The following is a 22,150-nucleotide window of genomic DNA, read 5'->3' on the forward strand; positions in this document are numbered from 1 at the left end:
CGCTGTTTTTTTCATGCCCACTTTCGGGCATCTCCTACACTTAGAACGCCCTTGTCCTACCTTTTAAAACGCTCATTCGGAACTATGGTGCAGAAATTGCTACTTGTGATCCGTCTGACACCGTTCAGTAACAGTCCTAAACGCGCCACAAGCGCCTATCTTGGTTTCCAGGGATTACATAATGAAAAAAGCATTGCTGACCCTTTCTGCACTGGCTCTGTGCATGGCCGCAGGTTCCGCCTTGGCCAAGGAATACAAGGAATTGCGTTTTGGTGTCGATCCGTCCTACGCCCCCTTCGAATCCAAAGCGGCTGACGGCAGCCTGATCGGCTTCGATATCGACCTGGGCAATGCAATCTGCGCCGAACTGAAAGTGAAGTGCAAGTGGGTCGAAAGCGACTTCGACGGCATGATTCCAGGCCTGAAGGCCAACAAGTTCGACGGCGTGATTTCGTCCATGACCGTCACCCCGGTGCGTGAAAAGGCCATCGACTTCTCGAGCGAGCTGTTCTCCGGCCCGACGTCGCTGGTGTTCAAGAAAGGCGCCGGTTACTCCACCCCTGAATCCCTCAAGGGCAAATCCGTGGGCTACGAGCAAGGCACCATCCAGGAAGCCTACGCCAAGGCCGTACTGGATAAAGCCGGTGTGACCACCAAGGCCTACGCCAACCAGGACCAGGTTTACGCCGACCTGACCTCCGGCCGTCTCGACGCGTCCGTGCAGGACATGCTGCAAGCCGAACTGGGCTTCCTGAAGTCGCCAGCCGGTGCCGACTATGAAGTCAGCGCAGCCATCGACGACCCCTTGCTGCCGTCGAAAACCGCCATCGGTATCAAAAAAGGTAACACTGAGCTGAAGGCTCTTTTGGATAAAGGTATCAAAGCGTTACACGATGATGGCACCTACGCCACCATCCAGAAGAAACACTTTGGCGATCTGAACCTGTACAGCGGCAAATAATGCCTGGGGCGCCCCTTTCCTGAAGGGGCGCTTTTTTTTCGCCATAGGTCCTGATTTATGTTCGAAGAACTGTTGCAAACCCTCGGGCTGAGCGCACTCAGCTTGAAGGGTTTCGGCCCGTTGTTGCTGCAAGGCACCTGGATGACCCTCAAGTTGTCGGTGCTGTCCCTGGCCGTCAGCGTATTGCTGGGCCTGCTCGGCGCCAGCGCCAAACTCTCCAGCCTGCCCGTCCTGCGCATCCCCGCCCAGCTCTACACCACACTGATTCGCGGTGTACCTGACCTCGTGCTGATGCTGCTGATTTTCTACAGCCTGCAAACCTGGCTGACCGGTCTTACCGACTTCATGGAATGGGAATACATCGAAATCGACCCATTCAGCGCCGGGGTGATCACCCTGGGCTTTATCTACGGTGCCTACTTCACCGAGACCTTTCGCGGCGCGATCCTCGCCGTACCCCGTGGCCAACTGGAAGCCGCCACAGCCTATGGCCTCAAGCGCGGCCAACGGTTTCGCTATGTGACCTTCCCGCAGATGATGCGCTTTGCGCTGCCGGGCATTGGCAATAACTGGATGGTGATGCTCAAGGCCACCGCACTGGTGTCGATCATCGGCCTGGCGGACCTGGTCAAGGCCGCCCAGGATGCCGGCAAGAGCACCTATCAGCTGTTTTATTTCCTGGTACTCGCCGCGCTGATCTACCTGTTGATCACCAGCGCGTCCAACTTCGTCCTGCGCCGTCTGGAACGTCGCTACTCCGCAGGCTCCCGGGAGGCAGTGCGATGATCGAACTCTTGCAGGAATACTGGCGCCCCTTTCTTTATAGCGACGGCCAGCACATCACCGGCCTGGCCATGACCCTGTGGCTGCTCAGCGCATCCCTGGTCATCGGCTTTCTGGTGTCGATCCCGCTGTCCATCGCCCGGGTATCGCGCAATCCCCTGGTACGCTGGCCGGTGCAGTTCTACACCTACCTGTTCCGTGGCACGCCGCTCTATATCCAACTGCTGATCTGCTACACCGGCATCTACAGCATCGCCGCCGTACGCGCGCAACCGGTGCTCGATGCGTTCTTTCGCGACGCGATGAACTGCACGATCCTGGCCTTCGCCCTCAACACTTGCGCCTACACCACGGAGATTTTCGCCGGTTCCATCCGCAGCATGGCCCACGGCGAAGTCGAAGCCGCCAAGGCCTATGGCTTAAGCGGCTGGAAGCTGTATGCCTATGTGATCATGCCGTCGGCGCTGCGCCGCTCGTTGCCCTACTACAGCAACGAAGTGATCCTGATGCTGCACTCGACCACGGTGGCGTTTACCGCGACGATTCCAGACATCCTCAAAGTGGCCCGGGACGCCAACTCGGCCACCTTCATGACCTTTCAATCATTCGGCATCGCGGCGCTGATCTACCTGACTGTGACGTTTGCCCTGGTCGGTCTGTTTCGCCTGGCCGAGCGCCGCTGGCTGGCGTTTCTCGGGCCTAGCCATTAAGGAGCCTTCATGCGTCATCAGGTTCATGAACTGATCGCGCCAGTGCCCGGCACGGCGCGGCAGATTCACAGCTTTCACTTCGGCCCGGAACAGGCCGAAGGCAAGATCTACATCCAGTCGTCGCTGCATGCCGATGAACTGCCGGGCATGCTGGTGGCCTGGCACCTCAAGGTGCGTCTGGCGCAATTGGCCGCGGCCGGGTGCCTGCGCAGCGAGATCGTGCTGGTGCCCATCGCGAACCCGGCGGGCCTGGAACAGGTGTTGATGGATACCCCGCTGGGCCGGTACGAGCTGGAAAGCGGGCAGAATTTCAATCGCCGGTTTGTCGACCTCAGCGACGAGGTCGGCAATCAGGTCGAGGATTTGCTCGGCGATGACCCGCAGCACAACGTCCAACTGATCCGTAACGCGCTGTCCCGTGCCCTGGCCGCACACACCGCCGAGACCCAGCTGCAATCCCAGCGCCTGGTGCTGCAACGACTGGCCTGCGATGCCGACATGGTGCTAGACCTGCATTGCGACTTCGAAGCGGTGGCGCACCTGTACACCACGCCCGCCGCCTGGCCGCAGGTGGAACCGCTGGCGCGCTACATCGGCTCGGAGGCCAACTTGCTGGCCACCGACTCCGGCGGGCAATCCTTCGATGAGTGCTTCACCCTGGTGTGGTGGCAGTTGCAGCAACGTTTCGGCGCGCGCTTCCCGATCCCCATGGGCAGCTTTTCGGTGACCGTCGAGCTGCGCGGCCAGGGCGACGTCAACCATGGCCTGGCGGCACTCGACTGCCAGGCGATCATCGACTATCTGACCCACTTCGGCGCGATTACCGGCGACGTGGCCCCACTGCCGGACCTGCCCTACCCGGCGACGCCGCTGGCGGGCGTCGAACCCGTGGCCACGCCGGTGGGCGGCCTGCTGGTGTTCAGCGCCCTACCCGGCGAATACCTGAAGGCCGGGCAACTGATCGCCGAAATCATCGACCCCATTACTGACTGCGTAACGCCTGTGCACTGCCGCAAGGCCGGCCTGCTTTACGCCCGCTCGCTACGCCGCATGGCCACGGCCGGGATGGTCATCGGCCATGTGGCAGGCTCAGAGGCCTACCGCAGCGGTTATCTACTTTCGCCTTGAGGATGCATGCCCCATGTACAAATTGACCGTTGAAGGCCTGCATAAAAGCTATGGCGACAATGAGGTGCTCAAAGGTGTCTCGCTCAAGGCCAAGACCGGTGACGTGATCAGCCTGATCGGTGCCAGCGGCTCGGGCAAAAGCACGTTCTTGCGTTGCATCAATTTCCTGGAAACCCCCAACGACGGCGCCATGACCCTCGACGGCAAGCCGATCCGCATGGTCACCGACCGCCACGGCATGCGCGTGGCCGACGATGCCGAGCTGCAGCGCCTGCGCACGCGGCTGGCGATGGTGTTCCAGCATTTCAACCTGTGGAGCCACATGAGCGTGCTGGAGAACATCACCATGGCTCCGCGCCGGGTGCTGGGTTGCAGCAAGAAGGACGCCGAGGATCGCGCCCGGCGCTACCTGGACAAAGTCGGCCTACCGGCGCGCGTGGCCGATCAATACCCGGCGTTCCTGTCCGGCGGCCAGCAGCAGCGGGTCGCCATCGCTCGCGCCCTGGCCATGGAGCCGGAGGTGATGCTGTTTGACGAGCCGACCTCGGCCCTCGATCCGGAGCTGGTGGGGGAAGTGTTGAAGGTGATCCAGGGCCTGGCCGAAGAAGGTCGCACCATGATCATGGTCACCCACGAGATGAGCTTTGCACGCAAGGTGTCGAGCCAGGTGCTGTTCCTGCACAAGGGCCTGGTGGAAGAGCAAGGCACGCCGGAGGATGTGCTGGGCAATCCGAAGAGCGAGCGCTTGCAGCAGTTCCTGAGCGGCAATCTGAAGTAAACCTTTGCCGCCTCAGGTGGGTCTGTGGAATAGCCCTACGGGAATGTCAGCCGCCGCACGGCCACTTCGCTGAAGAACTGACCTCTGCTGCGGTATCAGGCCATCGGTACGGGTGGTGGCTCGTCCGGAAGGGTCGGCTCGCCAGGTTCGGAAGGTTCGGTCGGTTCCGGGAAATCGGGATCAGGTTGACCGGGGATACCGCCCGCATAGGCAGGGTCAGCCATCAGGGACCAGGCCAGAACACCAATCTGGTTGGGTTCAAGCCGGGCGAGTTCGGCGCTGATTCGCGGGTCGATCTTCATAAGGTACTCCTCAAGCGTGGCTCGGCGCGCTTTGCACGCACCGAGGCAGTACACCCAATAGAGTCACTTTCCGCAGACTAATTCACTTTACGTGTAGGACGTTTCGATCAAGCGCGTGGCAAGGTGACGCCGCGCTGCCCCTGATACTTGCCACCACGGTCTTTGTAGGACACTTCGCAGGCTTCATCGGACTGCAGGAACAGCATCTGCGCCACGCCTTCATTGGCGTAGATCTTCGCCGGCAGAGTGGTGGTGTTGGAGAACTCCAGGGTCACGTGGCCTTCCCACTCAGGCTCCAGCGGCGTCACGTTGACGATAATGCCGCAACGCGCGTAAGTGCTTTTACCCAGGCAGATGGTCAGCACATCGCGAGGAATACGGAAAAATTCCACGGTGCGCGCCAGGGCGAAGGAGTTGGGCGGGATGATGCACACATCGCTCTTGACGTCGACGAAGCTCTTTTCGTCGAAGTTTTTCGGATCGACGGTCGCCGAATTGATGTTGGTGAACACCTTGAATTCATCGGCACAACGCACGTCATAGCCGTAGCTGGAAACACCGTACGAAATCACGCGGTCGTCGCCTTCACCGCGGATCTGGCGCTCTACGAACGGTTCGATCATGCCGTGCTCTAGCGCCATGCGGCGAATCCACTTGTCCGATTTGATGCTCATGGCGGGTGTCCTGAATAGCGAGGTGGAAAAATTCTGTGGGGCATCTTACCGGGGCAGGCGTTGGGGTTCAAAGGGCGTGGGGGTTTTCTTGACGAATGCGCCGGCCACTATAAGCCGCAGCCAGCGGGGCCGGGGCCCTTGTCCCGGTGCGCGATGACTGTAAATACCACCGCCAGTCACGAAAATAGAGAAACCTTCGGAAATACCATTGGCACGTCTCGGAAAAAGGGTTAAGGTGGCGCCACTGTGCTGCTTGTGTCACTGAGAATCTCTACACGATATGTTGAATTTCGATCCAACCATCTCCAAGAATTTTTCCTGCTCTTTGCACTCAGTCTCGGCCAGGGCTTTTCCTGAGTCGCAGTTAACTTTGTCCAAGGAGATACACCATGTCTAATCGCCAAACTGGTACCGTTAAGTGGTTCAACGATGAAAAAGGCTTCGGCTTCATCACTCCACAATCCGGTGACGACCTGTTCGTTCACTTCAAAGCTATCCAATCCGACGGCTTCAAAAGCCTGAAAGAAGGCCAACAGGTTTCTTTCATCGCTACCCGCGGTCAGAAAGGCATGCAAGCTGAAGAAGTTCAAGTTATCTAACTTGTACTGACCCAGTCGAAAAAACCCCGCCCTTAAAAGCGGGGTTTTTTTATGCCTGGGATTTATCCATTCCTTTCGACGCCCCGCCTCGTAGTCACGCGGGCACGGTTTGCCGGTGATGGCGCCCTTACGATCGCCATCGCCGGCAAGCCGGGCTCCTGCTGCGGATATATGGGCGCACAGCAAAACGCCCGATGCATTCCCATGCACCGGGCGTCTGTCGTGGCGATCTTATCAATCGTTACTGAAACAACGACTCACTCGACAAGCCATTCTTCTCCAGGATCTCACGCAAGCGCTTGAGCCCTTCAACCTGGATCTGCCGCACCCGCTCACGGGTCAGGCCGATCTCCAGGCCTACGTCCTCCAGGGTACTGCTCTCATGGCCGCGCAGACCGAAGCGGCGAATAACCACCTCACGCTGCTTGTCCGTGAGCTCTGACAGCCACTGGTCAATGCTTTGGGAAAGGTCATCGTCCTGCAACAGCTCGCAGGGATCGGTGGGACGATCATCCGTCAGGGTGTCCAGCAGGGTCTTGTCCGAATCCGGCCCCAGCGAGACATCGACCGAAGACACCCGCTCGTTGAGACCCAGCATGCGCTTGACCTCACCTACCGGTTTTTCCAGCAGGTTGGCGATTTCTTCAGGCGAAGGTTCATGATCGAGTTTTTGCGTGAGCTCACGCGCTGCCCGCAGGTAGACGTTGAGCTCCTTCACCACATGGATCGGCAACCGGATCGTGCGGGTCTGATTCATGATCGCCCGTTCGATGGTCTGGCGAATCCACCAGGTAGCATAGGTTGAAAAGCGGAAGCCCCGCTCCGGGTCGAACTTCTCCACCGCCCGGATCAAGCCCAGGTTGCCCTCCTCGATCAGGTCCAGCAGCGATAACCCACGATTGACGTAGCGTCGGGCGATTTTCACCACCAGTCGCAGGTTGCTTTCAATCATGCGCTTGCGTCCAGCCGGATCGCCCTTTTGCGACAAGCGCGCAAAATGGACTTCTTCTTCAGGCGTCAGCAGAGGAGAAAAACCGATTTCATTGAGATACAACTGGGTCGCATCGAGCGCCCGCGTGTAATCAATGTATTTGTGTTGCTTTAACGCAGTGGAGTTCTTGGATTTGGTGCGAACTGAAGGTACAGCAGGTCCCTCATTCGACATCGAGTCCGTAGCGATGCCGGTCTCCATCAGGAGAACCTCATCGTCGATGTCAAACTCCGGCGCTTCTTTACTGAGAGCCATTGTTATAGTCCTTTGGTGAGTTCGACCTCAAGCTCAAGCGGCGCCTTTATCCTTGGCAACGCTGGAGCCTGTTCCTTCTACGTGAGGGAACAGGCTGGCAACACATCAACGACGGGGTAGGAATTGCAGCGGATCTACAGGCTTCCCTTGGCGGCGAATCTCAAAGTGCAGTTTCACCCGGTCTGTACCAGTTGACCCCATTTCGGCAATTGTCTGTCCGACCTTGACCTGCTGCCCCTCCCGAACCAACAGCCTACGGTTGTGGCCGTAAGCACTGACGTAGGTATCGCTGTGTTTGATGATGACCAGCTCGCCGTAGCCCCGTAATCCACTCCCGGCGTACACCACTGTCCCATCAGACGCAGCTAAAACAGGCTGTCCCAAATCCCCGGCGATATCAATGCCTTTATTCAAACTACCGTTTGAAGAGAATTTCCCAATTAACACTCCATTTGAAGGCCATCCCCAACCGGTCGGTGCAGGCCCTGCGGGTGGCAACGGCGCGGGTGCAGGCTTGCTCGCAGTGGTTGGCGCGGCGGTGCCCGCAGGCCGCGTAATGATGGTGGTTTTGCTCGAAGACGACGGGGAAGAACCGCTGTTTGTCACAACTGTCGTAGACGTTGAACCGGTGCGCCCATCGAAGCGAATCGTCTGACCCGGATGTATGGTGTACGGCACGGGAATATTGTTTCGAGCTGCAAGTGCCTTGTAGTCCCAACCGTAACGGAAGGCGATCGAAAACAGCGTATCGCCCTTGCGCACTACATATTGCCCCGTGGTCACCGTCGGCTTTTGCGGCGCGGCATTGTTACGGTCAACGACCCGCGCGCCGCCGGATGGCGTACTCGAACAGGCTGCCAATAAGGAACTCAAGACAAGGCCAAGCACCAGTCGCTGAAAACTTGTTTTACTCATACGCTGCGCAAGACCTGTGAGACTCACCCGCCGCTCCCTTTGTGGTGGCTGAACATGAACGCCTGTACCAGGCTTGAAATATGTCGCAAGTATAACTGGGCATTGGCTTTTTACCGGCACACGACCGAAACGAAACATTCATCGTGTTGAATACCATCGCCAAGCATGTTGAATCGATAGACCCCGCCGTAAGACATATCCTCATCAACAGAATTCACTGCCGGTGAAGAAATGCTCAGGCCAGCGGACCATTGAGCAGAGGCACAAAACGCACGGCACCCAGCACGTGCCGGGAAAAGCCTTCGTCCTCACGAATAATGAGCATCAATTGTTGCACTTCGCCGGAGCCCACCGGGATAACCAACCGCCCGCCTGGGGCCAGTTGATCGAGCAACGCCTGCGGAACATCGGTGGCCACGGCGGTGACGATGATGCCATTGTACGGCGCCAGAGCCGGCCAGCCTTCCCAGCCGTCCCCCCAGCGGAAGACCACATTGCGCAGGTTCAACTCCAACAGGCGTTCCTTGGCGCGGTCTTGCAGCACCTTGATACGCTCCACGGAGAACACCCGCTCCACCAGTTGCGCCAGCACAGCCGTCTGGTAGCCGGAGCCGGTACCAATCTCCAGCACCTTGTCCAACGGCCCCGCCGCCAGCAGCAGCTCGCTCATGCGCGCAACCATATAGGGCTGTGAGATGGTCTGGTTATGCCCGATCGGCAGCGCCGTGTCTTCATAGGCACGGTGGGCCAATGCTTCATCGACAAACAGATGCCGAGGCGTGCGCCGGATGACTTCCAGCACCTGGGCGTTGGACAAGCCCTCTTCGTACAAACGCTGGATCAAACGCTCGCGGGTACGTTGGGAGGTCATCCCGATACCCCGGCGCAGCAGGTCGTCCTGTTCACGAGCCATCAGCGCAGCCCCTCCAACCATCCATCGAGACTACTGAAGGCATCACTGAAGGTGCGATCGAGTTGCAACGGGGTAATCGAAACATAACCTTGCATCACCGCGTGAAAGTCCGTGCCCGGGCCACCATCTTCGGCGTCGCCCGCCGCTGCGATCCAATAGCCTTCCTTGCCACGCGGATCGACCACTTTCAATGGCGCTGCTGCACGGGCGCGATGCCCCAGACGGGTGAGCCGAATGCCGCGGACATGGTCGATGGGCAGGTTGGGAATATTGACGTTGAGCACCGTACGCGGTGGCAGGTCCAGGGCGCCATGGGCCTCCACCAACTTGCGCGCGAAATACGCCGCGGTGGGCAGGTTTTCGAGTTGGCGCGAGGCAAAGGAAAACGCCAGCGACGTCCCTCCCAGGAAGCGCCCTTCGAGGGCCGCCGCCACGGTACCGGAATACAGGACATCATCCCCCAGGTTCGCACCCAGATTGATACCCGACACCACCAGGTCCGGCGCGTGATCCAACAAACTGTTGATTGCCAGGTGCACGCAGTCGGTAGGGGTACCGTTCACGCTGATAAAGCCATTGGGCAATACCTGCACGTGCAGCGGACGATCAAGCGTCAGCGAACTGCTGGCGCCGCTCTTGTCCTGGTCGGGGGCAACCACCACGCACTCGGCATAATCTGCCAGCGCAGCATAGAGCGCAGCCAGGCCGGGTGCGGTGGCACCGTCATCGTTTGATATCAGAATACGCATGGGTTGTCCGTCTGCCCCACCGGCACCAGATCGACAAGCTCGCGCACCAAGACAGTGGCGAAGCATCCGGCCGGCAGGACGAATTCCAATTGCAGAATGTCCAGCGAGGGATAATGCCACGTCAAACCGCCAATGGGCAGTCGCAGAATACGACGCTCCTGGCTCATGCCAGCATTCACCAGCCAATCACGCAGGTCGGCTTCACCGGCGGCAACCGCCTGTTCCAAGGCGAAGGTCGCGCCTGAAGCTGGCGAATCGCCCTCACCCCACTGCGGCCCGGTCGGGTGCAGGTCCAGAATCGCCAGGCGCGGGTCGCTGCACTCGGCCTCCCCGGCCGGGAAAAAACTGCGACTGTCGGTAAACGCCAGCAGGTCGCCGACCTGTGCACGCTGCCAGGAACCATCGGCGACGCGTGCCGCCAGCACTTTGTTGAACAGGTAGCTGCGGGCGGTGGAGAGCAGGCGCGAACGCACATTGCGCTGTTCCGGCAAAGCCTTGCGGGCGGCCCATTCGCGGGCGTCGGTGACGTTGCCGCCGTTGTGGCCGAAGCGCTGGGCGCCGAAGTAGTTCGGAATGCCGTGTTGTGCGATCAATTGCAAGCGCGCGTCGATGGCGGCGGTGTCACCGGCCAATTGAGTCAGGCGCAAGGTAAAGCCATTGGCCGAATGCGCGCCCCGCTGCAGCTTGCGCTTATGGCGGGCGGTCTTGAGGATCTTGAGCGCGTCGTTTTCTGCGGCGCTCATGTCCGGATCGGCCTTGCCCGGCAGTTGCACGCTGAACCACTGGCGGGTCAACGCCTGGCGATCCTTGAGCCCGGCATAGCTGACAGTACGCAACGGCACGCCAGCGGCCTTGGCGATCCGGCGCGCCGCTTCTTCTGTATTGAGACCGCGCTTCTCCACCCACAACCACAGGTGTTCACCCTCGCCGGTCAGCGGGATATCCAGCACTTCATCAACCTGGAAGTCTTCGGCCGTGGCCTTCAGTACCGCGCTGCCCAGGGCCTCGCCGTAGGCCCGTGGGCCCAGCAGTTGCAGGTCATTCATGCGCGCAGCAACAAGGCGACGGAGTGCACCGCGATGCCCTCTTCCCGACCGGTAAACCCGAGCTTTTCGGTGGTGGTGGCTTTCACGTTGACTTGATCCAGTTCAATTTGCAGGTCTGCGGCAATCAGCGCACGCATCGATTCGATATGGGGGGCCATTTTCGGCGCCTGGGCCACGATCGTGTTGTCGACATTGCCGACCTTCCAGCCCTTGGCATGGATCAGGCCGACCACATGGCGCAGCAGGACCCGGCTGTCCGCGCCCTTGAAAGTGGGGTCGGTGTCCGGAAAATGCTTGCCGATATCGCCCAGCGCGGCCGCGCCGAGCAAGGCATCGCTCAAGGCGTGCAAGAGCACGTCGCCATCGGAATGAGCCAGCAGCCCATGGTGGTGCGCAATCCGCACGCCGCCCAGGGTGATGAAATCGCCTTCGGCAAAACGGTGCACATCGTAGCCGTGACCAATACGCATAAAAAAACGCCCCGATTTAATTCAGGGCGTGATTCTACCTACTTTTGCCTCACATTAACCGAGCAAAGCACGGCCATGGTGTCGCAAATGGTCTTCGATGAAGCTGGCGATAAAGAAGTAGCTGTGGTCGTAGCCGGGCTGCAGGCGCAGTTCCAGCGGATGGTTCGCCGCCTTGGCCGCTTGCTGCAAGGCTTCTGGCTTGAGCTGCACCGCGAGGAAGTCGTCGCGGTCGCCCTGGTCCACCAGCAAAGGCAGCTTTTGCGAGGCTTCGCTGATGAGCACGCAGGCATCCCATTCGCGCCACTTCGAGCGCTCTTCGCCCAGGTAGCGGGAAAAGGCTTTCTGGCCCCATGGGCAATCCATCGGGTTGTTGATCGGCGAAAACGCCGACACCGACCGGTAACGCCCCGGATTGCGCAACGCACACACCAGCGCACCATGGCCGCCCATGGAGTGGCCACTGATCCCGCGTTTATCTGAAGCCGGGAAATGCGCCTCGACCAGTGCCGGCAATTCCTGCACCACATAGTCATGCATCCGATAGTGCTTGGCCCAGGGTTCCTGGGTGGCATTCAGATAGAAACCAGCACCCAGGCCGAAATCCCAGGCGTTGTCGGGGTCACCGGGCACACCGGGGCCACGTGGGCTGGTGTCCGGCGCGACGATGATCAGCCCCAGCTCGGCGGCCATGCGCTGGGCGCCGGCTTTCTGCATGAAGTTCTCATCGGTGCAGGTCAACCCGGACAACCAATACACCACCGGCAACTTGCCGCCCTGCTCCGCTTGCGGCGGTAGGTAGACGGCGAAGGTCATGTCGCAATCCAGCACATCAGAGTGGTGCTTGTAGCGTTTATGCCAGCCACCGAAGCTTTTCTGGCACGACAAGTTTTCCAGACTCATGGCCGACCTCAGAAGTGGATGACGGTACGAATGCTCTTGCCTTCATGCATCAGGTCAAACGCTTTATTGATGTCTTCCAGGCCCATGGTGTGGGTGATGAACGTATCCAGCGGGATTTCGCCGGTCTGGGCCATTTCCACGTAGCTTGGCAGTTCGCTGCGACCGCGCACGCCGCCGAAGGCCGATCCGCGCCAGACGCGACCGGTCACCAACTGGAACGGACGCGTGGAAATCTCCTGGCCGGCACCGGCAACGCCGATGATGACCGACTCGCCCCAACCTTTGTGGCAGCACTCGAGTGCAGCACGCATCAATTGCACATTGCCGATGCACTCGAAGGAAAAGTCCACGCCGCCGTCAGTCAAATCGACAATCACGTCCTGGATCGGGCGATCGTAGTCTTTTGGGTTGATGCAGTCGGTGGCGCCCAGTTGCTTGGCGATTTCAAACTTGGCCGGGTTGATGTCGATGGCGATGATGCGACCGGCCTTGGCCTTGACCGCACCGATCACAGCCGACAAGCCGATACCGCCAAGACCGAAGATGGCCACGGTGTCACCGGGCTTGACCTTGGCGGTATTGATCACCGCACCGATGCCGGTGGTGACGCCGCAACCGAGCAGGCAGACTTTTTCCAGGGGGGCGTCTTTAGGAATCTTTGCGACGGAAATTTCCGGGAGCACGGTGTACTCGGAAAAGGTCGAGGTACCCATGTAGTGGAAAATCGGCTGACCCTTGTAGGAAAAGCGCGTGGTGCCATCGGGCATCAGGCCTTTGCCCTGGGTGGCGCGGATGGCCTGGCACAGGTTGGTCTTGCCCGACAGGCAGAATTTGCACTTGCCGCATTCCGGGGTGTACAGCGGGATCACGTGGTCGCCCACTGCGACCGAGGTCACGCCCTCGCCAATCGCTTCAACCACCGCTCCGCCTTCATGGCCGAGGATCGACGGGAAGATGCCTTCCGGATCGGCGCCGGACAAGGTGTAGGCGTCGGTGTGGCACACGCCGGACGCGACCACCCGCAACAGCACTTCACCGGCCTTGGGCATGGCCACATCCACTTCAACGATCTCAAGGGGCTTCTTGGCTTCGAAGGCTACGGCGGCGCGGGACTTGATCATCCGGGATTCTCCAGGGAGTTGAATACTGAGACAACGAGTGTAAAACATGGCTGACTGATTAATAATCCGGGCGAAAGCAAAACTTTATTGCTGTACAGGGATAATCGTCATGCTGGAAAACCGCTGGGAAGGCATCGATGAGTTTGTGGCCGTCGCTGAATGCAGCCAATTCACGGCAGCGGCGGAACGCCTTGGGGTGTCTTCGTCCCATATCAGCCGGCAGGTGGCACGCTTGGAAGAACGCTTGCAAACGCGCTTGCTGTATCGCAGTACGCGCAAAGTGACCCTCACCGAAGCGGGTCAGACCTTTCTGCAACATTGCCAACGTTTACAGGACGGTCGTGAAGAAGCCCTGCGCGCGGTGGGTGACCTGGCCAGTGAACCCAAAGGCATGTTGCGCATGACCTGCGCCGTGGCGTATGGCGAACGCTTTATCGTGCCGCTGGTGACGCGGTTCATGGGGCTTTACCCGCAACTGCGGGTGGATATCGAGCTGAGCAATCGTCAACTGGACCTGGTGCATGAAGGCCTCGACCTGGCGATTCGCCTGGGGCGCCTGCAAGACTCTCGCATGGTCGCCAGCCGCCTGGCGCCGAGGCGCATGTACCTGTGCGCCTCGCCCTCCTACCTGGCGCGGTATGGTCGCCCCCATAGCTTGTCGGAATTGAGCCGGCATAACTGTCTGATTGGTGGCTCGGACATCTGGCAATTGGCCCAGGATGGGCGAGAATTTTCCCAACGCGTACAGGGCAACTGGCGCTGCAACAGTGGGCAGGCGGTATTGGACGCGGCGCTACAAGGGGTGGGGTTGTGCCAGTTGCCGGACTATTACGTGCTCGAACACTTGCACAGCGGCGCACTGGTCTCGTTGCTGGAGGCGCATCAGCCGCCCAACACGGCAGTGTGGGCGTTGTATCCGCAGCAGCGACATTTGTCGCCGAAGGTCAGGAAGCTGGTGGATTACTTAAAGACAGGCTTGGCCGAACGGCCCGAGTACGGTGCCGAGCATTGATGGCTTTTGTGTAGGCGCGAGCTTGCTCGTTCCTACAGCCGGTTAGCCCACCGCAACCGCAGCCACTCCAGGTCCTCGGGCCGGGTCACCTTGATATTGTCCGAGCGCCCCTCGATCAGGCGCGGCGCCTGGCCAGACCATTCCATGGCCGACGCTTCGTCGGTAACAACCGCATCGGCCACCAGGCTGTCAGCCAGTGCACGGTGCAGCGCACCCAGGCGAAACATCTGCGGCGTGTAGGCCTGCCAGATCAGGCTGCGGTCGACGGTCTCGATGACGCGACCATGCTTGTCCACACGCTTGAGGGTGTCGCGGGCCGGCACAGCCAGCAGGCCACCCACCGGATCGTCCGCGAGTTCGGCCAGCAGTTTGTCGAGATCGTCACGACTCAGGTTGGGCCGCGCCGCATCGTGCACCAAGACCCAATCATCATCGCTAGCGCCCAAGGCATTGAGGTGCAGCAAGGCATTGAGCACCGACCCCGAGCGCTCCGAGCCGCCGTCCGCACGCTGGATACGCGGGTCAGCAGCACACGCCAGGTTGGGCCAATAAGGGTCATCAACAGCAAGACTCACCACCAGCCCCTTGAGCGAGGGGTGGTCGAGAAAACAGCCAAGGCTGTGTTCGAGAATAGTGCGCCCGCCCAGTTGCAAGTATTGCTTGGGACGGTCCGCAGCCATACGGGCACCGACGCCCGCGGCAGGAATCACGGCCCAGAAGGCCGGCAAACGGTTGTTCATTGGGCCAACTGGTAGAGGGTTTCACCCTCCTTGACCATGCCCAACTCATGACGAGCCCGCTCTTCAACGGTCTCGGTACCTTTTTTCAACTCAAGCACTTCGGCATCGAGGACGCGGTTGCGCTCCAGCAGGCGTTCGTTTTCGGCGTGCTGGTCGGCAATTTGCTGAGTCAGGTCTTCTACCTGCGCAAAGCTGCCGTTACCCACCCATAGGCGGTACTGCAGGCCAGCCAGCAACAAGAGCAAGACGAGGAACAACCAATTGGGACTGCGCATCGAATATCGGGTATCCAGTGAAAAAAGACAGCCATGCAGAACTTTTGGAGCAACTGATAGCACGAAGCCTGGAAAACCCAGGCTTGTACTTGATCGTCATCAGATTAGCGTCGAATTTCACACTCTCGTGATTTTTCCGACGCAATCCGCCGACTTTTTACCACTTACTGATCAACCGCGAAACTCACCGCGACCGTTGTACTTGGCTTTGCCGCCCAGTTGCTCTTCGATACGCAGCAATTGGTTGTACTTGGATACGCGGTCGGAACGGCAGAGGGAGCCGGTCTTGATCTGACCCGCCGAAGTGCCCACCGCCAGGTCGGCGATGGTCGAATCTTCGGTTTCGCCGGAACGGTGGGAGATCACGGCGGTGTAGCCCGCAGCCTTGGCCATCTGGATGGCTTCCAGGGTTTCGGTCAGCGTGCCGATCTGGTTGAACTTGATCAGGATCGAGTTGGCGATCTTCTTGTCGATGCCTTCTTTCAGGATCTTGGTGTTGGTCACGAACAGGTCGTCGCCCACCAATTGGATTTTCTCGCCGATCTTGTCGGTGAGGATTTTCCAGCCAGCCCAGTCGGACTCGTCCAGGCCGTCTTCGATCGAGATGATCGGGTAGCGCTGGGTCAGGCCCTTCAGGTATTCGGCAAAACCTTCAGAGTTGAACACCTGGCCTTCGCCGGACAGGTTGTATTTGCCATCTTCATAAAACTCGCTGGCCGCGCAGTCCAGGGCCAGGGTCACGTCGGTGCCCAGGGTGTAGCCGGCGTTGGCCACCGCTTCGGAGATCACTTTCAGTGCATCTTCGTTGGACGCCAGGTTCGGCGCGAAACCACCTTCGTCACCTACGGCAGTGCTCAGGCCACGGGCCTTCAGAACAGCCTTGAGGTGATGGAAAATCTCGGTACCCATGCGCAGGCCTTCGGAGAAGGTCTTGGCGCCAACTGGCTGCACCATGAATTCCTGGATGTCGACGTTGTTATCGGCGTGCTCGCCACCGTTGATGATGTTCATCATCGGTACCGGCATCGAGTAGACACCCGGAGTACCGTTCAGGTTGGCGATGTGGGCGTACAGCGGCAGGTCCTGATCCTGCGCGGCAGCCTTGGCGGCGGCCAGGGACACGGCAAGGATGGCGTTGGCGCCCAGGCTGCCTTTGTTTTCGGTGCCGTCGAGCTTGATCATCGCGTGGTCCAGGGCTTTCTGGTCCACGGGGTCTTTGCCCAGCAACAGGTCACGAATCGGACCGTTGATGTTGGCTACTGCCTTGAGGACACCCTTGCCCAGATAACGGCTCTTGTCGCCATCACGCAGTTCCAGCGCTTCGCGCGAACCCGTGGAAGCACCGGACGGCGCGCAGGCGCTGCCGATGATGCCGTTATCGAGAAGCACGTCGGCTTCGACGGTTGGGTTGCCACGGGAGTCGAGAACTTCACGACCTTTGATGTCGACGATTTTTGCCATTGTTGTAAACACTCCAAAGTTGACGAAAACGACGCAGCTGAAGGAAATCTTTTGACCGTCCGCAAGGAGGGAACAACGGGGCAGGCTTGCAGACGACAAGGCTCAGACCCGAGGGCCTGAGCATAAAACGTGGGAAATTCTACCGGAGAAACGACGCTTACGCGGTCTCTACAGTCGGAAAACTCTTGACCAGTTCGTCCAACTGCTTGAGCTGGGCCAGGAAAGGCTCCAGTTTGTCCAGGCGCAAGGCGCAAGGACCGTCGCATTTGGCGTTGTCCGGGTCCGGGTGGGCTTCCAGGAACAGCCCAGCCAGTGACTGGCTGATGCCCGCCTTGGCCAAATCCAATACCTGGGCACGACGCCCACCAGCGGAATCGGCACGACCACCCGGCATTTGCAGCGCGTGGGTCACGTCGAAGAACACCGGGTATTCGAACTGTTTCATGATGCCGAAACCGAGCATGTCCACCACGAGGTTGTTGTAGCCGAAGCTCGAACCGCGCTCGCAGAGGATCAACTGGTCGTTACCCGCTTCCACGCACTTGTTCAGGATGTGCTTCATTTCCTGGGGCGCAAGGAACTGGGCTTTCTTGATATTGATCACCGCGCCGGTCTTGGCCATGGCGACCACGAGGTCGGTCTGGCGCGACAGGAAGGCCGGCAACTGGATGATGTCGCACACCTCGGCGACCACGGCAGCCTGTTCAGGCTCGTGGACGTCGGTGATGATCGGCACGCCGAAGGCTTGCTTGATGTCCTGGAAGATCCGCATGCCTTCTTCAAGGCCCGGGCCACGATAGGAGGTCACGGACGAACGGTTAGCCTTGTCGAAGCTGGCCTTGAACACGTAAGGGATACCCAGTTTCTGGGTAACCTTGACGTACTCTTCACAGACCTGCATCGCCATGTCGCGGCTTTCCAGTACGTTCATGCCGCCGAACAGCACCATGGGTTTGTCGTTGGCAATCTCGATGTCGCCTACGCGAATGATCTTCTGGGCCATCAGGTTCACGCCTTCTTCTGATGTTGCGTCAGTGCTGCTTTGACGAAACCGCTGAACAACGGGTGACCGTCGCGCGGCGTCGAGGTGAACTCGGGGTGGAACTGGCAAGCGACGAACCATGGATGATCCGGCGCCTCAACCACTTCGACCAACTTGCCGTCACCGGAGCGACCAGAGACTTTCAGGCCGGCTGCTTTGATCTGCGGCAGCAGGTTGTTATTCACTTCATAGCGGTGACGGTGACGCTCGACGATCACATCCTTGCCGTAGCAGTCGTGCACCAGCGAACCCGACTCCAGCAGGCAGTCCTGTGCGCCAAGGCGCATGGTGCCGCCCAGGTCGGACGTTTCGGAACGGGTTTCAACGGCGCCGGTGGCATCTTCCCACTCGGTGATCAGGCCCACGACCGGATGGCCGCTCTTGCTGTCGAACTCGGTGGAGTTGGCGTCTTTCCAGCCCAGCACGTTACGGGCGAACTCGATAACGGCCACTTGCATGCCCAGGCAGATCCCCAGATATGGCACCTTGTTCTCACGGGCGTACTGCACGGCGGTGATCTTGCCTTCCACGCCGCGCAGGCCGAAACCGCCGGGAACGAGGATCGCGTCAACGCCTTCGAGCAGCGCGGTGCCCTGGTTCTCGATGTCTTCGGAATCGATATAGCGCAGGTTCACCTTGGTACGGTTGCTGATGCCAGCGTGGCTCATCGCTTCGATCAGCGACTTGTACGCGTCCAACAGTTCCATGTACTTGCCGACCATGGCGATGGTGACTTCGTGCTCGGGGTTGAGCTTGGCGTCGACCACGGCTTCCCACTCGGACAGATCCGCGCCGCCGCACTGCAGGCCGAAACGCTCGACCACAAAATCATCCAGGCCCTGGGAATGCAGGATGCCCGGGATCTTGTAGATGGTGTCGGCGTCTTCCAGGGCAATCACCGCACGTTCTTCAACGTTGGTGAATTGCGCGATCTTGCGACGCGAAGAGATGTCGATCGGGTGATCCGAACGGCACACCAGCACGTCAGGCTGCAGGCCGATGGAACGCAGTTCCTTGACCGAGTGCTGGGTTGGCTTGGTTTTGGTTTCGCCGGCGGTGGCGATGTAAGGCACCAGCGTCAGGTGCATCAGCATCGCGCGCTTGGCGCCGACTTCGAAACGCAACTGGCGAATGGCTTCGAGGAACGGTTGGGATTCGATGTCACCCACGGTGCCACCGATCTCGACCATCGCCACGTCGGCGTCGCCTGCACCCTTGATGATGCGGCGCTTGATTTCGTCGGTGATGTGCGGGATTACCTGGATGGTCGCACCCAGGTAGTCACCACGACGCTCCTTGCGCAGCACGTGTTCGTAGACACGGCCGGTGGTGAAGTTGTTGTTCTGGGTCATGGTCGTGCGGATGAACCGCTCGTAGTGGCCCAGGTCCAGGTCGGTCTCGGCGCCGTCGTGGGTGACGAACACTTCACCGTGCTGGAACGGGCTCATGGTGCCCGGGTCAACGTTGATGTACGGGTCCAGCTTGAGCATGGTGACCTTAAGTCCCCGCGCCTCCAGGATGGCCGCCAATGAAGCGGAGGCAATGCCTTTCCCCAATGAAGAAACAACACCGCCCGTGACGAATATGTAGCGCGTCATGAAAAACCCTAGAAGTCTGCGTTAAAGCGGTCCGAGCCGCCGGGGAAAGCGAAGAGAGGCCGAAGCCCCCGATCACCTGCATTAATCACAGTGCACCTTTCAAAAAAACCGCCGCGTTGTGACAGACCAGCAATGAAACACCGGTACGTTGATCGCTACACATTTTTTGGAATCGCCCAGCAAAGACTGCTTGGTAATCGGCAACTGCTGCGATTCAGGCGAATCCACAGAAGTTGTATCAAGAAGGGAGCGTAGTCTACCGGAAAGGCGCTATCAGCTCAAACCTTGATCGCAAGTCTGTGGCATCCAATGCACATGCCAGTCGCCCGGCGCCGCGTTCAATGCCGTGTTCCATAACCCCGCCAGGCAGGGCACCCCCAGCAATTGCTCACCCTGGTAGAGCAGCGGCAATCTGCCACGGACGAAGCCGGGCAGCCCACTTTCATTGAGCAAACGCTTCAAGTCACGCCGGCCTCGACCTGGCACGTCGATGACTTCACCGCCCTGTCGATAACGGATCACCAGCGGGCCTTCAGGGGCTCTGCCGGTCAATCTCAACCAACCATTACCGGGTAACTCTATAGGGTTTTGCGGGTCAGGCCAGTTCACCGACGCGTCGGAAAAATCAGACCAAGTAGCGGGCAACCACCAGATGCGCTCATCGCAACGGTACAGCTCGCCATCAGCCAGGCGCCATAAGGGTTGTGCGTCGCCCTTGGCATCGCGCAGGGAATGCCAACCGGTCCAGTGGTCACTGTCGGGTAACCGGGTCAGCGGGCTCAGCCAGTGACGCAATGCATTGCGCTGGCGAGCGTCGGAAAGTTCGCGCAACGGAGCCAGCGCCAGGGACGGCAAGGGTAGCCAGGGAAACGCTGACGTCTGATCAGCCGCTCGCAGGTCGATACTGGCCAATTCATCCAGCAGACCTTGCGCCTCACTCAGATGCCGGGCAGTACGGGCCAGGGTGGTGACGGCTTGTGGCCAGCGCTCCGTCAGCGTGGGGAACACGCGGTGGCGCAGATAATTTCGAGAGAACCGCGGATCGGCGTTGGAAGGGTCTTCAATCCATGTCAACGCGTGTTGGTGGGCGTAAGCCTCCAGTTCAGCACGTGAGACATCCAGCAACGGCCGCACCAAGTGACCGCCCGCCAGCGGCCGATGGACCGGCATCGCCGCCAACCCTCGAACGCCAGCCCCTCGCAGCAGGCGAAACAACAGGGTTTCGGCCTGATCGTCACGATGCTGAGCGGTGAGCAGCACCTCTCCTATCCCAGTCACCTCGCTGAACGCCTGATAACGCGCGTCACGGGCAACGCGCTCGAGGCTGGCACCCGGTTGCACCTGCACACGCATGATCCGCAAGGGCACGCCCAGGCTGTCGCATACCTCCTGGCAATGACGGGGCCAGGCATCAGCGACCACTTGCAGCCCATGATGGACATGGACGGCGCTGAGGGGCGGCAAGGCGTCGGTTTTTGCCAGGGAGGCCAGACGGTGCAGCAAGACGGTGGAATCAAGCCCACCCGAAAATGCGACGTGCCAGGCCGGGGCATCGCGCCAGGGGGCCAGGCTGTGCAGGAGTTTGGCGCTCAAGAGGGGCGTCATTGAAAAATACCGCCATCAATCTGGAATGCGATAAACCAGCATACACAAAGCAAATGCGGGAGCGGGCTTGCTCGCGAAGGCGTGGTGTCAGTCACTGGATCTGTTGACTGACGCACCACCTTCGCGAGCAAGCCCGCTCCCACATTGAGTGCGGCGTCGGCTTAGAGACCGTAGCTCATCAGGCGCTCATAACGACGGGCCAGCAGCGCGTCGTTATCCAGCTTCTTGAGCATCGCCAACTGCGAACCCAGCTCCGCACGGATGGTCGCGGCGGCAGCGGCCGGGTCGCGGTGGGCGCCGCCCAGTGGCTCGGCGATGACTTTATCAACGATACCCAGGCCCTTGAGGCGGTCGGCAGTGATACCCATGGCTTCAGCGGCATCCGGCGCCTTTTCGGCGGTTTTCCACAGGATCGAGGCGCAACCTTCCGGCGAGATCACCGCGTAGGTCGAATATTGCAGCATGTTCAGTTGATCGCAGACACCAATCGCCAGCGCACCACCGGAACCGCCCTCACCGATCACAGTTGCGATGATCGGGGTTTTCAGGCGGGACATGACACGCAGGTTCCAGGCGATCGCTTCGCTCTGGTTACGCTCTTCGGCGTCGATGCCAGGGTAGGCGCCCGGGGTGTCGATGAAGGTCAGGATCGGCATCTTGAAGCGTTCGGCCATTTCCATCAGGCGGCAGGCCTTGCGATAGCCTTCCGGACGCGGCATGCCGAAGTTGCGACGCACTTTCTCGCGCACTTCACGGCCTTTCTGGTGACCGATGACCATCACTGGCTGGTCGTCCAGGCGAGCGATACCGCCCACGATGGCCGCGTCGTCGGAGAAATGGCGGTCGCCATGCAACTCGTCGAATTCGGTGAAGATGTGCTGAATGTAGTCCAGGGTGTACGGACGGCGCGGGTGGCGGGCCAGGCGGGCGATCTGCCAACTGGTCAGCTTGCCAAAGATGTCTTCGGTGAGCGTACTGCTCTTGTCTTGCAGGCGAGCGATCTCATCGCCGATGTTCAGCGAATTGTCATTGCCGACCAGGCGCAGTTCTTCGATCTTGGCTTGCAGGTCAGCGATCGGCTGTTCGAAATCAAGAAAATTCGGGTTCATAAGCGTCCGTCTT

The 22,150-nt window shown here is 59.9% G+C and carries 24 protein-coding genes; 7 read left to right on the forward strand and 17 right to left on the reverse strand.

What is annotated here, in order from left to right; genetic code table 11:
- Positions 1-181: 181 nt before the first annotated feature.
- Genes ACLH0J_RS27180 through ACLH0J_RS27200 form a run of 5 tightly spaced genes read left to right on the forward strand, consistent with a single transcriptional unit; the run spans position 182 to position 4,360 of the window.
- Entirely contained in the window at positions 182-961 is a 780-nt protein-coding gene (locus ACLH0J_RS27180) for a transporter substrate-binding domain-containing protein (RefSeq protein WP_411389854.1), read from the forward strand.
- A 57-nt stretch (positions 962-1,018) separates the two neighbouring features.
- Positions 1,019-1,747 (forward strand): ABC transporter permease, encoded by a 729-nt coding sequence (locus ACLH0J_RS27185; RefSeq protein ID WP_411389855.1) that lies wholly within the window; start codon positions 1,019-1,021, stop codon positions 1,745-1,747.
- Positions 1,744-2,454 (forward strand): ABC transporter permease, encoded by a 711-nt coding sequence (locus ACLH0J_RS27190; protein WP_010563550.1) that lies wholly within the window; start codon positions 1,744-1,746, stop codon positions 2,452-2,454. The genes ACLH0J_RS27185 and ACLH0J_RS27190 overlap by 4 nt, the downstream gene beginning before the upstream one ends.
- 9 nt (positions 2,455-2,463) lie before the next feature.
- A complete protein-coding gene (locus tag ACLH0J_RS27195) occupies positions 2,464-3,582 on the forward strand; it encodes a succinylglutamate desuccinylase/aspartoacylase family protein (RefSeq protein WP_411389856.1) in 1,119 nt (372 codons plus the stop codon).
- 13 nt (positions 3,583-3,595) lie between these two features.
- Entirely contained in the window at positions 3,596-4,360 is a 765-nt protein-coding gene (locus ACLH0J_RS27200; RefSeq protein ID WP_411389857.1) for an ABC transporter ATP-binding protein, read from the forward strand.
- Positions 4,361-4,455: 95 nt separating this feature from the next.
- Here the strand turns inward: ACLH0J_RS27200 and ACLH0J_RS27205 are convergent, their stop codons facing one another.
- Both ACLH0J_RS27205 and dcd read right to left on the reverse strand, forming a co-directional pair.
- Positions 4,456-4,662 carry a hypothetical protein gene (locus tag ACLH0J_RS27205; protein ID WP_411389858.1) on the reverse strand — a complete coding sequence of 69 codons (207 nt, stop codon included), beginning with the start codon at positions 4,660-4,662 and terminating at the stop codon, positions 4,456-4,458.
- A 107-nt stretch (positions 4,663-4,769) separates the two neighbouring features.
- Positions 4,770-5,336, reverse strand: a complete 567-nt coding sequence (gene dcd, locus ACLH0J_RS27210; protein WP_010563546.1) for a dCTP deaminase — start codon at positions 5,334-5,336, stop codon at positions 4,770-4,772.
- Positions 5,337-5,725: 389 nt separating this feature from the next.
- Here dcd and ACLH0J_RS27215 point away from each other — a divergent pair, with 389 nt between their 5' ends.
- Positions 5,726-5,935 (forward strand): cold-shock protein, encoded by a 210-nt coding sequence (locus ACLH0J_RS27215; RefSeq protein WP_002554837.1) that lies wholly within the window; start codon positions 5,726-5,728, stop codon positions 5,933-5,935.
- A gap of 241 nt (positions 5,936-6,176) precedes the next feature.
- On the opposite strand, the gene rpoS is transcribed toward ACLH0J_RS27215, so the two are convergent.
- From rpoS to ACLH0J_RS27255, 8 genes are all read right to left on the reverse strand, one after another.
- Complete coding sequence (gene rpoS, locus ACLH0J_RS27220; protein WP_411389859.1) at positions 6,177-7,181, reverse strand: RNA polymerase sigma factor RpoS; 1,005 nt, start codon at positions 7,179-7,181, stop codon at positions 6,177-6,179.
- 105 nt (positions 7,182-7,286) lie between these two features.
- Positions 7,287-8,123 carry a peptidoglycan DD-metalloendopeptidase family protein gene (locus ACLH0J_RS27225; protein WP_042946522.1) on the reverse strand — a complete coding sequence of 279 codons (837 nt, stop codon included), beginning with the start codon at positions 8,121-8,123 and terminating at the stop codon, positions 7,287-7,289.
- A 208-nt stretch (positions 8,124-8,331) separates the two neighbouring features.
- A complete protein-coding gene (locus ACLH0J_RS27230) occupies positions 8,332-8,967 on the reverse strand; it encodes a protein-L-isoaspartate(D-aspartate) O-methyltransferase (protein ID WP_411392900.1) in 636 nt (211 codons plus the stop codon).
- Positions 8,968-9,008: 41 nt separating this feature from the next.
- Positions 9,009-9,758, reverse strand: a complete 750-nt coding sequence (surE, locus tag ACLH0J_RS27235) for a 5'/3'-nucleotidase SurE (protein ID WP_411389860.1) — start codon at positions 9,756-9,758, stop codon at positions 9,009-9,011.
- Positions 9,746-10,804 (reverse strand): tRNA pseudouridine(13) synthase TruD, encoded by a 1,059-nt coding sequence (gene truD, locus ACLH0J_RS27240; RefSeq protein ID WP_411389861.1) that lies wholly within the window; start codon positions 10,802-10,804, stop codon positions 9,746-9,748. Before truD ends, surE begins: the two co-directional genes overlap by 13 nt.
- On the reverse strand, positions 10,801-11,274 hold the full coding sequence (gene ispF / locus ACLH0J_RS27245) for a 2-C-methyl-D-erythritol 2,4-cyclodiphosphate synthase (protein ID WP_010563541.1): 474 nt from the start codon (positions 11,272-11,274) through the stop codon (positions 10,801-10,803). Before ispF ends, truD begins: the two co-directional genes overlap by 4 nt.
- 54 nt (positions 11,275-11,328) lie before the next feature.
- The gene (gene fghA / locus ACLH0J_RS27250) at positions 11,329-12,174 is read right to left on the reverse strand and encodes an S-formylglutathione hydrolase (protein WP_411389862.1); all 846 of its coding nucleotides are present in this window, start codon (positions 12,172-12,174) and stop codon (positions 11,329-11,331) included.
- An 8-nt stretch (positions 12,175-12,182) separates the two neighbouring features.
- Positions 12,183-13,295, reverse strand: a complete 1,113-nt coding sequence (locus ACLH0J_RS27255; protein WP_411389863.1) for an S-(hydroxymethyl)glutathione dehydrogenase/class III alcohol dehydrogenase — start codon at positions 13,293-13,295, stop codon at positions 12,183-12,185.
- Between the two features lie 109 nt (positions 13,296-13,404).
- On the opposite strand from ACLH0J_RS27255, the gene ACLH0J_RS27260 reads away from it, so the two are divergent.
- A complete protein-coding gene (locus ACLH0J_RS27260; RefSeq protein WP_411389864.1) occupies positions 13,405-14,307 on the forward strand; it encodes a LysR substrate-binding domain-containing protein in 903 nt (300 codons plus the stop codon).
- 32 nt (positions 14,308-14,339) lie between these two features.
- Here the strand turns inward: ACLH0J_RS27260 and ispD are convergent, their stop codons facing one another.
- The 7 genes from ispD to ACLH0J_RS27295 all read right to left on the reverse strand — a co-directional run bounded on the left by ispD (position 14,340) and on the right by ACLH0J_RS27295 (position 22,137).
- Positions 14,340-15,047, reverse strand: a complete 708-nt coding sequence (ispD, locus tag ACLH0J_RS27265; RefSeq protein WP_411389865.1) for a 2-C-methyl-D-erythritol 4-phosphate cytidylyltransferase — start codon at positions 15,045-15,047, stop codon at positions 14,340-14,342.
- A complete protein-coding gene (gene ftsB, locus ACLH0J_RS27270; RefSeq protein WP_276196861.1) occupies positions 15,044-15,322 on the reverse strand; it encodes a cell division protein FtsB in 279 nt (92 codons plus the stop codon). The genes ispD and ftsB overlap by 4 nt, the downstream gene beginning before the upstream one ends.
- 171 nt (positions 15,323-15,493) lie before the next feature.
- A complete protein-coding gene (gene eno / locus ACLH0J_RS27275) occupies positions 15,494-16,783 on the reverse strand; it encodes a phosphopyruvate hydratase (RefSeq protein WP_411389866.1) in 1,290 nt (429 codons plus the stop codon).
- A 157-nt stretch (positions 16,784-16,940) separates the two neighbouring features.
- On the reverse strand, positions 16,941-17,786 hold the full coding sequence (gene kdsA, locus ACLH0J_RS27280; protein ID WP_010563535.1) for a 3-deoxy-8-phosphooctulonate synthase: 846 nt from the start codon (positions 17,784-17,786) through the stop codon (positions 16,941-16,943).
- A gap of 5 nt (positions 17,787-17,791) precedes the next feature.
- The gene (locus ACLH0J_RS27285; protein WP_411389867.1) at positions 17,792-19,423 is read right to left on the reverse strand and encodes a CTP synthase; all 1,632 of its coding nucleotides are present in this window, start codon (positions 19,421-19,423) and stop codon (positions 17,792-17,794) included.
- A 273-nt stretch (positions 19,424-19,696) separates the two neighbouring features.
- Positions 19,697-21,028, reverse strand: a complete 1,332-nt coding sequence (tilS, locus tag ACLH0J_RS27290) for a tRNA lysidine(34) synthetase TilS (RefSeq protein ID WP_411389868.1) — start codon at positions 21,026-21,028, stop codon at positions 19,697-19,699.
- Between the two features lie 161 nt (positions 21,029-21,189).
- Entirely contained in the window at positions 21,190-22,137 is a 948-nt protein-coding gene (locus ACLH0J_RS27295) for an acetyl-CoA carboxylase carboxyltransferase subunit alpha (RefSeq protein WP_078047213.1), read from the reverse strand.
- Between the last annotated feature and the right edge of the window lie 13 nt (positions 22,138-22,150).

The organism is Pseudomonas sp. MPB23, from assembly GCF_046605395.1.
Lineage (GTDB): Bacteria > Pseudomonadota > Gammaproteobacteria > Pseudomonadales > Pseudomonadaceae > Aquipseudomonas.

What these genes read in the sequence shown, in the direction of transcription:
- ACLH0J_RS27180 (WP_411389854.1), top strand. Translation starts at nt 182, where the DNA reads ATGAAAAAAGCATTGCTGACCCTTTCTGCACTGGCTCTGTGCATGGCC.
- ACLH0J_RS27185 (WP_411389855.1), top strand. Translation starts at nt 1,019, where the DNA reads ATGTTCGAAGAACTGTTGCAAACCCTCGGGCTGAGCGCACTCAGCTTG.
- ACLH0J_RS27190 (WP_010563550.1), top strand. Translation starts at nt 1,744, where the DNA reads ATGATCGAACTCTTGCAGGAATACTGGCGCCCCTTTCTTTATAGCGAC.
- ACLH0J_RS27195 (WP_411389856.1), top strand. Translation starts at nt 2,464, where the DNA reads ATGCGTCATCAGGTTCATGAACTGATCGCGCCAGTGCCCGGCACGGCG.
- ACLH0J_RS27200 (WP_411389857.1), top strand. Translation starts at nt 3,596, where the DNA reads ATGTACAAATTGACCGTTGAAGGCCTGCATAAAAGCTATGGCGACAAT.
- ACLH0J_RS27205 (WP_411389858.1), bottom strand. Translation starts at nt 4,662, where the DNA reads ATGAAGATCGACCCGCGAATCAGCGCCGAACTCGCCCGGCTTGAACCC.
- dcd (WP_010563546.1), bottom strand. Translation starts at nt 5,336, where the DNA reads ATGAGCATCAAATCGGACAAGTGGATTCGCCGCATGGCGCTAGAGCAC.
- ACLH0J_RS27215 (WP_002554837.1), top strand. Translation starts at nt 5,726, where the DNA reads ATGTCTAATCGCCAAACTGGTACCGTTAAGTGGTTCAACGATGAAAAA.
- rpoS (WP_411389859.1), bottom strand. Translation starts at nt 7,181, where the DNA reads ATGGCTCTCAGTAAAGAAGCGCCGGAGTTTGACATCGACGATGAGGTT.
- ACLH0J_RS27230 (WP_411392900.1), bottom strand. Translation starts at nt 8,967, where the DNA reads ATGACCTCCCAACGTACCCGCGAGCGTTTGATCCAGCGTTTGTACGAA.
- surE (WP_411389860.1), bottom strand. Translation starts at nt 9,758, where the DNA reads ATGCGTATTCTGATATCAAACGATGACGGTGCCACCGCACCCGGCCTG.
- truD (WP_411389861.1), bottom strand. Translation starts at nt 10,804, where the DNA reads ATGAATGACCTGCAACTGCTGGGCCCACGGGCCTACGGCGAGGCCCTG.
- ispF (WP_010563541.1), bottom strand. Translation starts at nt 11,274, where the DNA reads ATGCGTATTGGTCACGGCTACGATGTGCACCGTTTTGCCGAAGGCGAT.
- fghA (WP_411389862.1), bottom strand. Translation starts at nt 12,174, where the DNA reads ATGAGTCTGGAAAACTTGTCGTGCCAGAAAAGCTTCGGTGGCTGGCAT.
- ACLH0J_RS27255 (WP_411389863.1), bottom strand. Translation starts at nt 13,295, where the DNA reads ATGATCAAGTCCCGCGCCGCCGTAGCCTTCGAAGCCAAGAAGCCCCTT.
- ACLH0J_RS27260 (WP_411389864.1), top strand. Translation starts at nt 13,405, where the DNA reads ATGCTGGAAAACCGCTGGGAAGGCATCGATGAGTTTGTGGCCGTCGCT.
- ispD (WP_411389865.1), bottom strand. Translation starts at nt 15,047, where the DNA reads ATGAACAACCGTTTGCCGGCCTTCTGGGCCGTGATTCCTGCCGCGGGC.
- ftsB (WP_276196861.1), bottom strand. Translation starts at nt 15,322, where the DNA reads ATGCGCAGTCCCAATTGGTTGTTCCTCGTCTTGCTCTTGTTGCTGGCT.
- eno (WP_411389866.1), bottom strand. Translation starts at nt 16,783, where the DNA reads ATGGCAAAAATCGTCGACATCAAAGGTCGTGAAGTTCTCGACTCCCGT.
- kdsA (WP_010563535.1), bottom strand. Translation starts at nt 17,786, where the DNA reads ATGGCCCAGAAGATCATTCGCGTAGGCGACATCGAGATTGCCAACGAC.
- ACLH0J_RS27285 (WP_411389867.1), bottom strand. Translation starts at nt 19,423, where the DNA reads ATGACGCGCTACATATTCGTCACGGGCGGTGTTGTTTCTTCATTGGGG.
- tilS (WP_411389868.1), bottom strand. Translation starts at nt 21,028, where the DNA reads ATGACGCCCCTCTTGAGCGCCAAACTCCTGCACAGCCTGGCCCCCTGG.
- ACLH0J_RS27295 (WP_078047213.1), bottom strand. Translation starts at nt 22,137, where the DNA reads ATGAACCCGAATTTTCTTGATTTCGAACAGCCGATCGCTGACCTGCAA.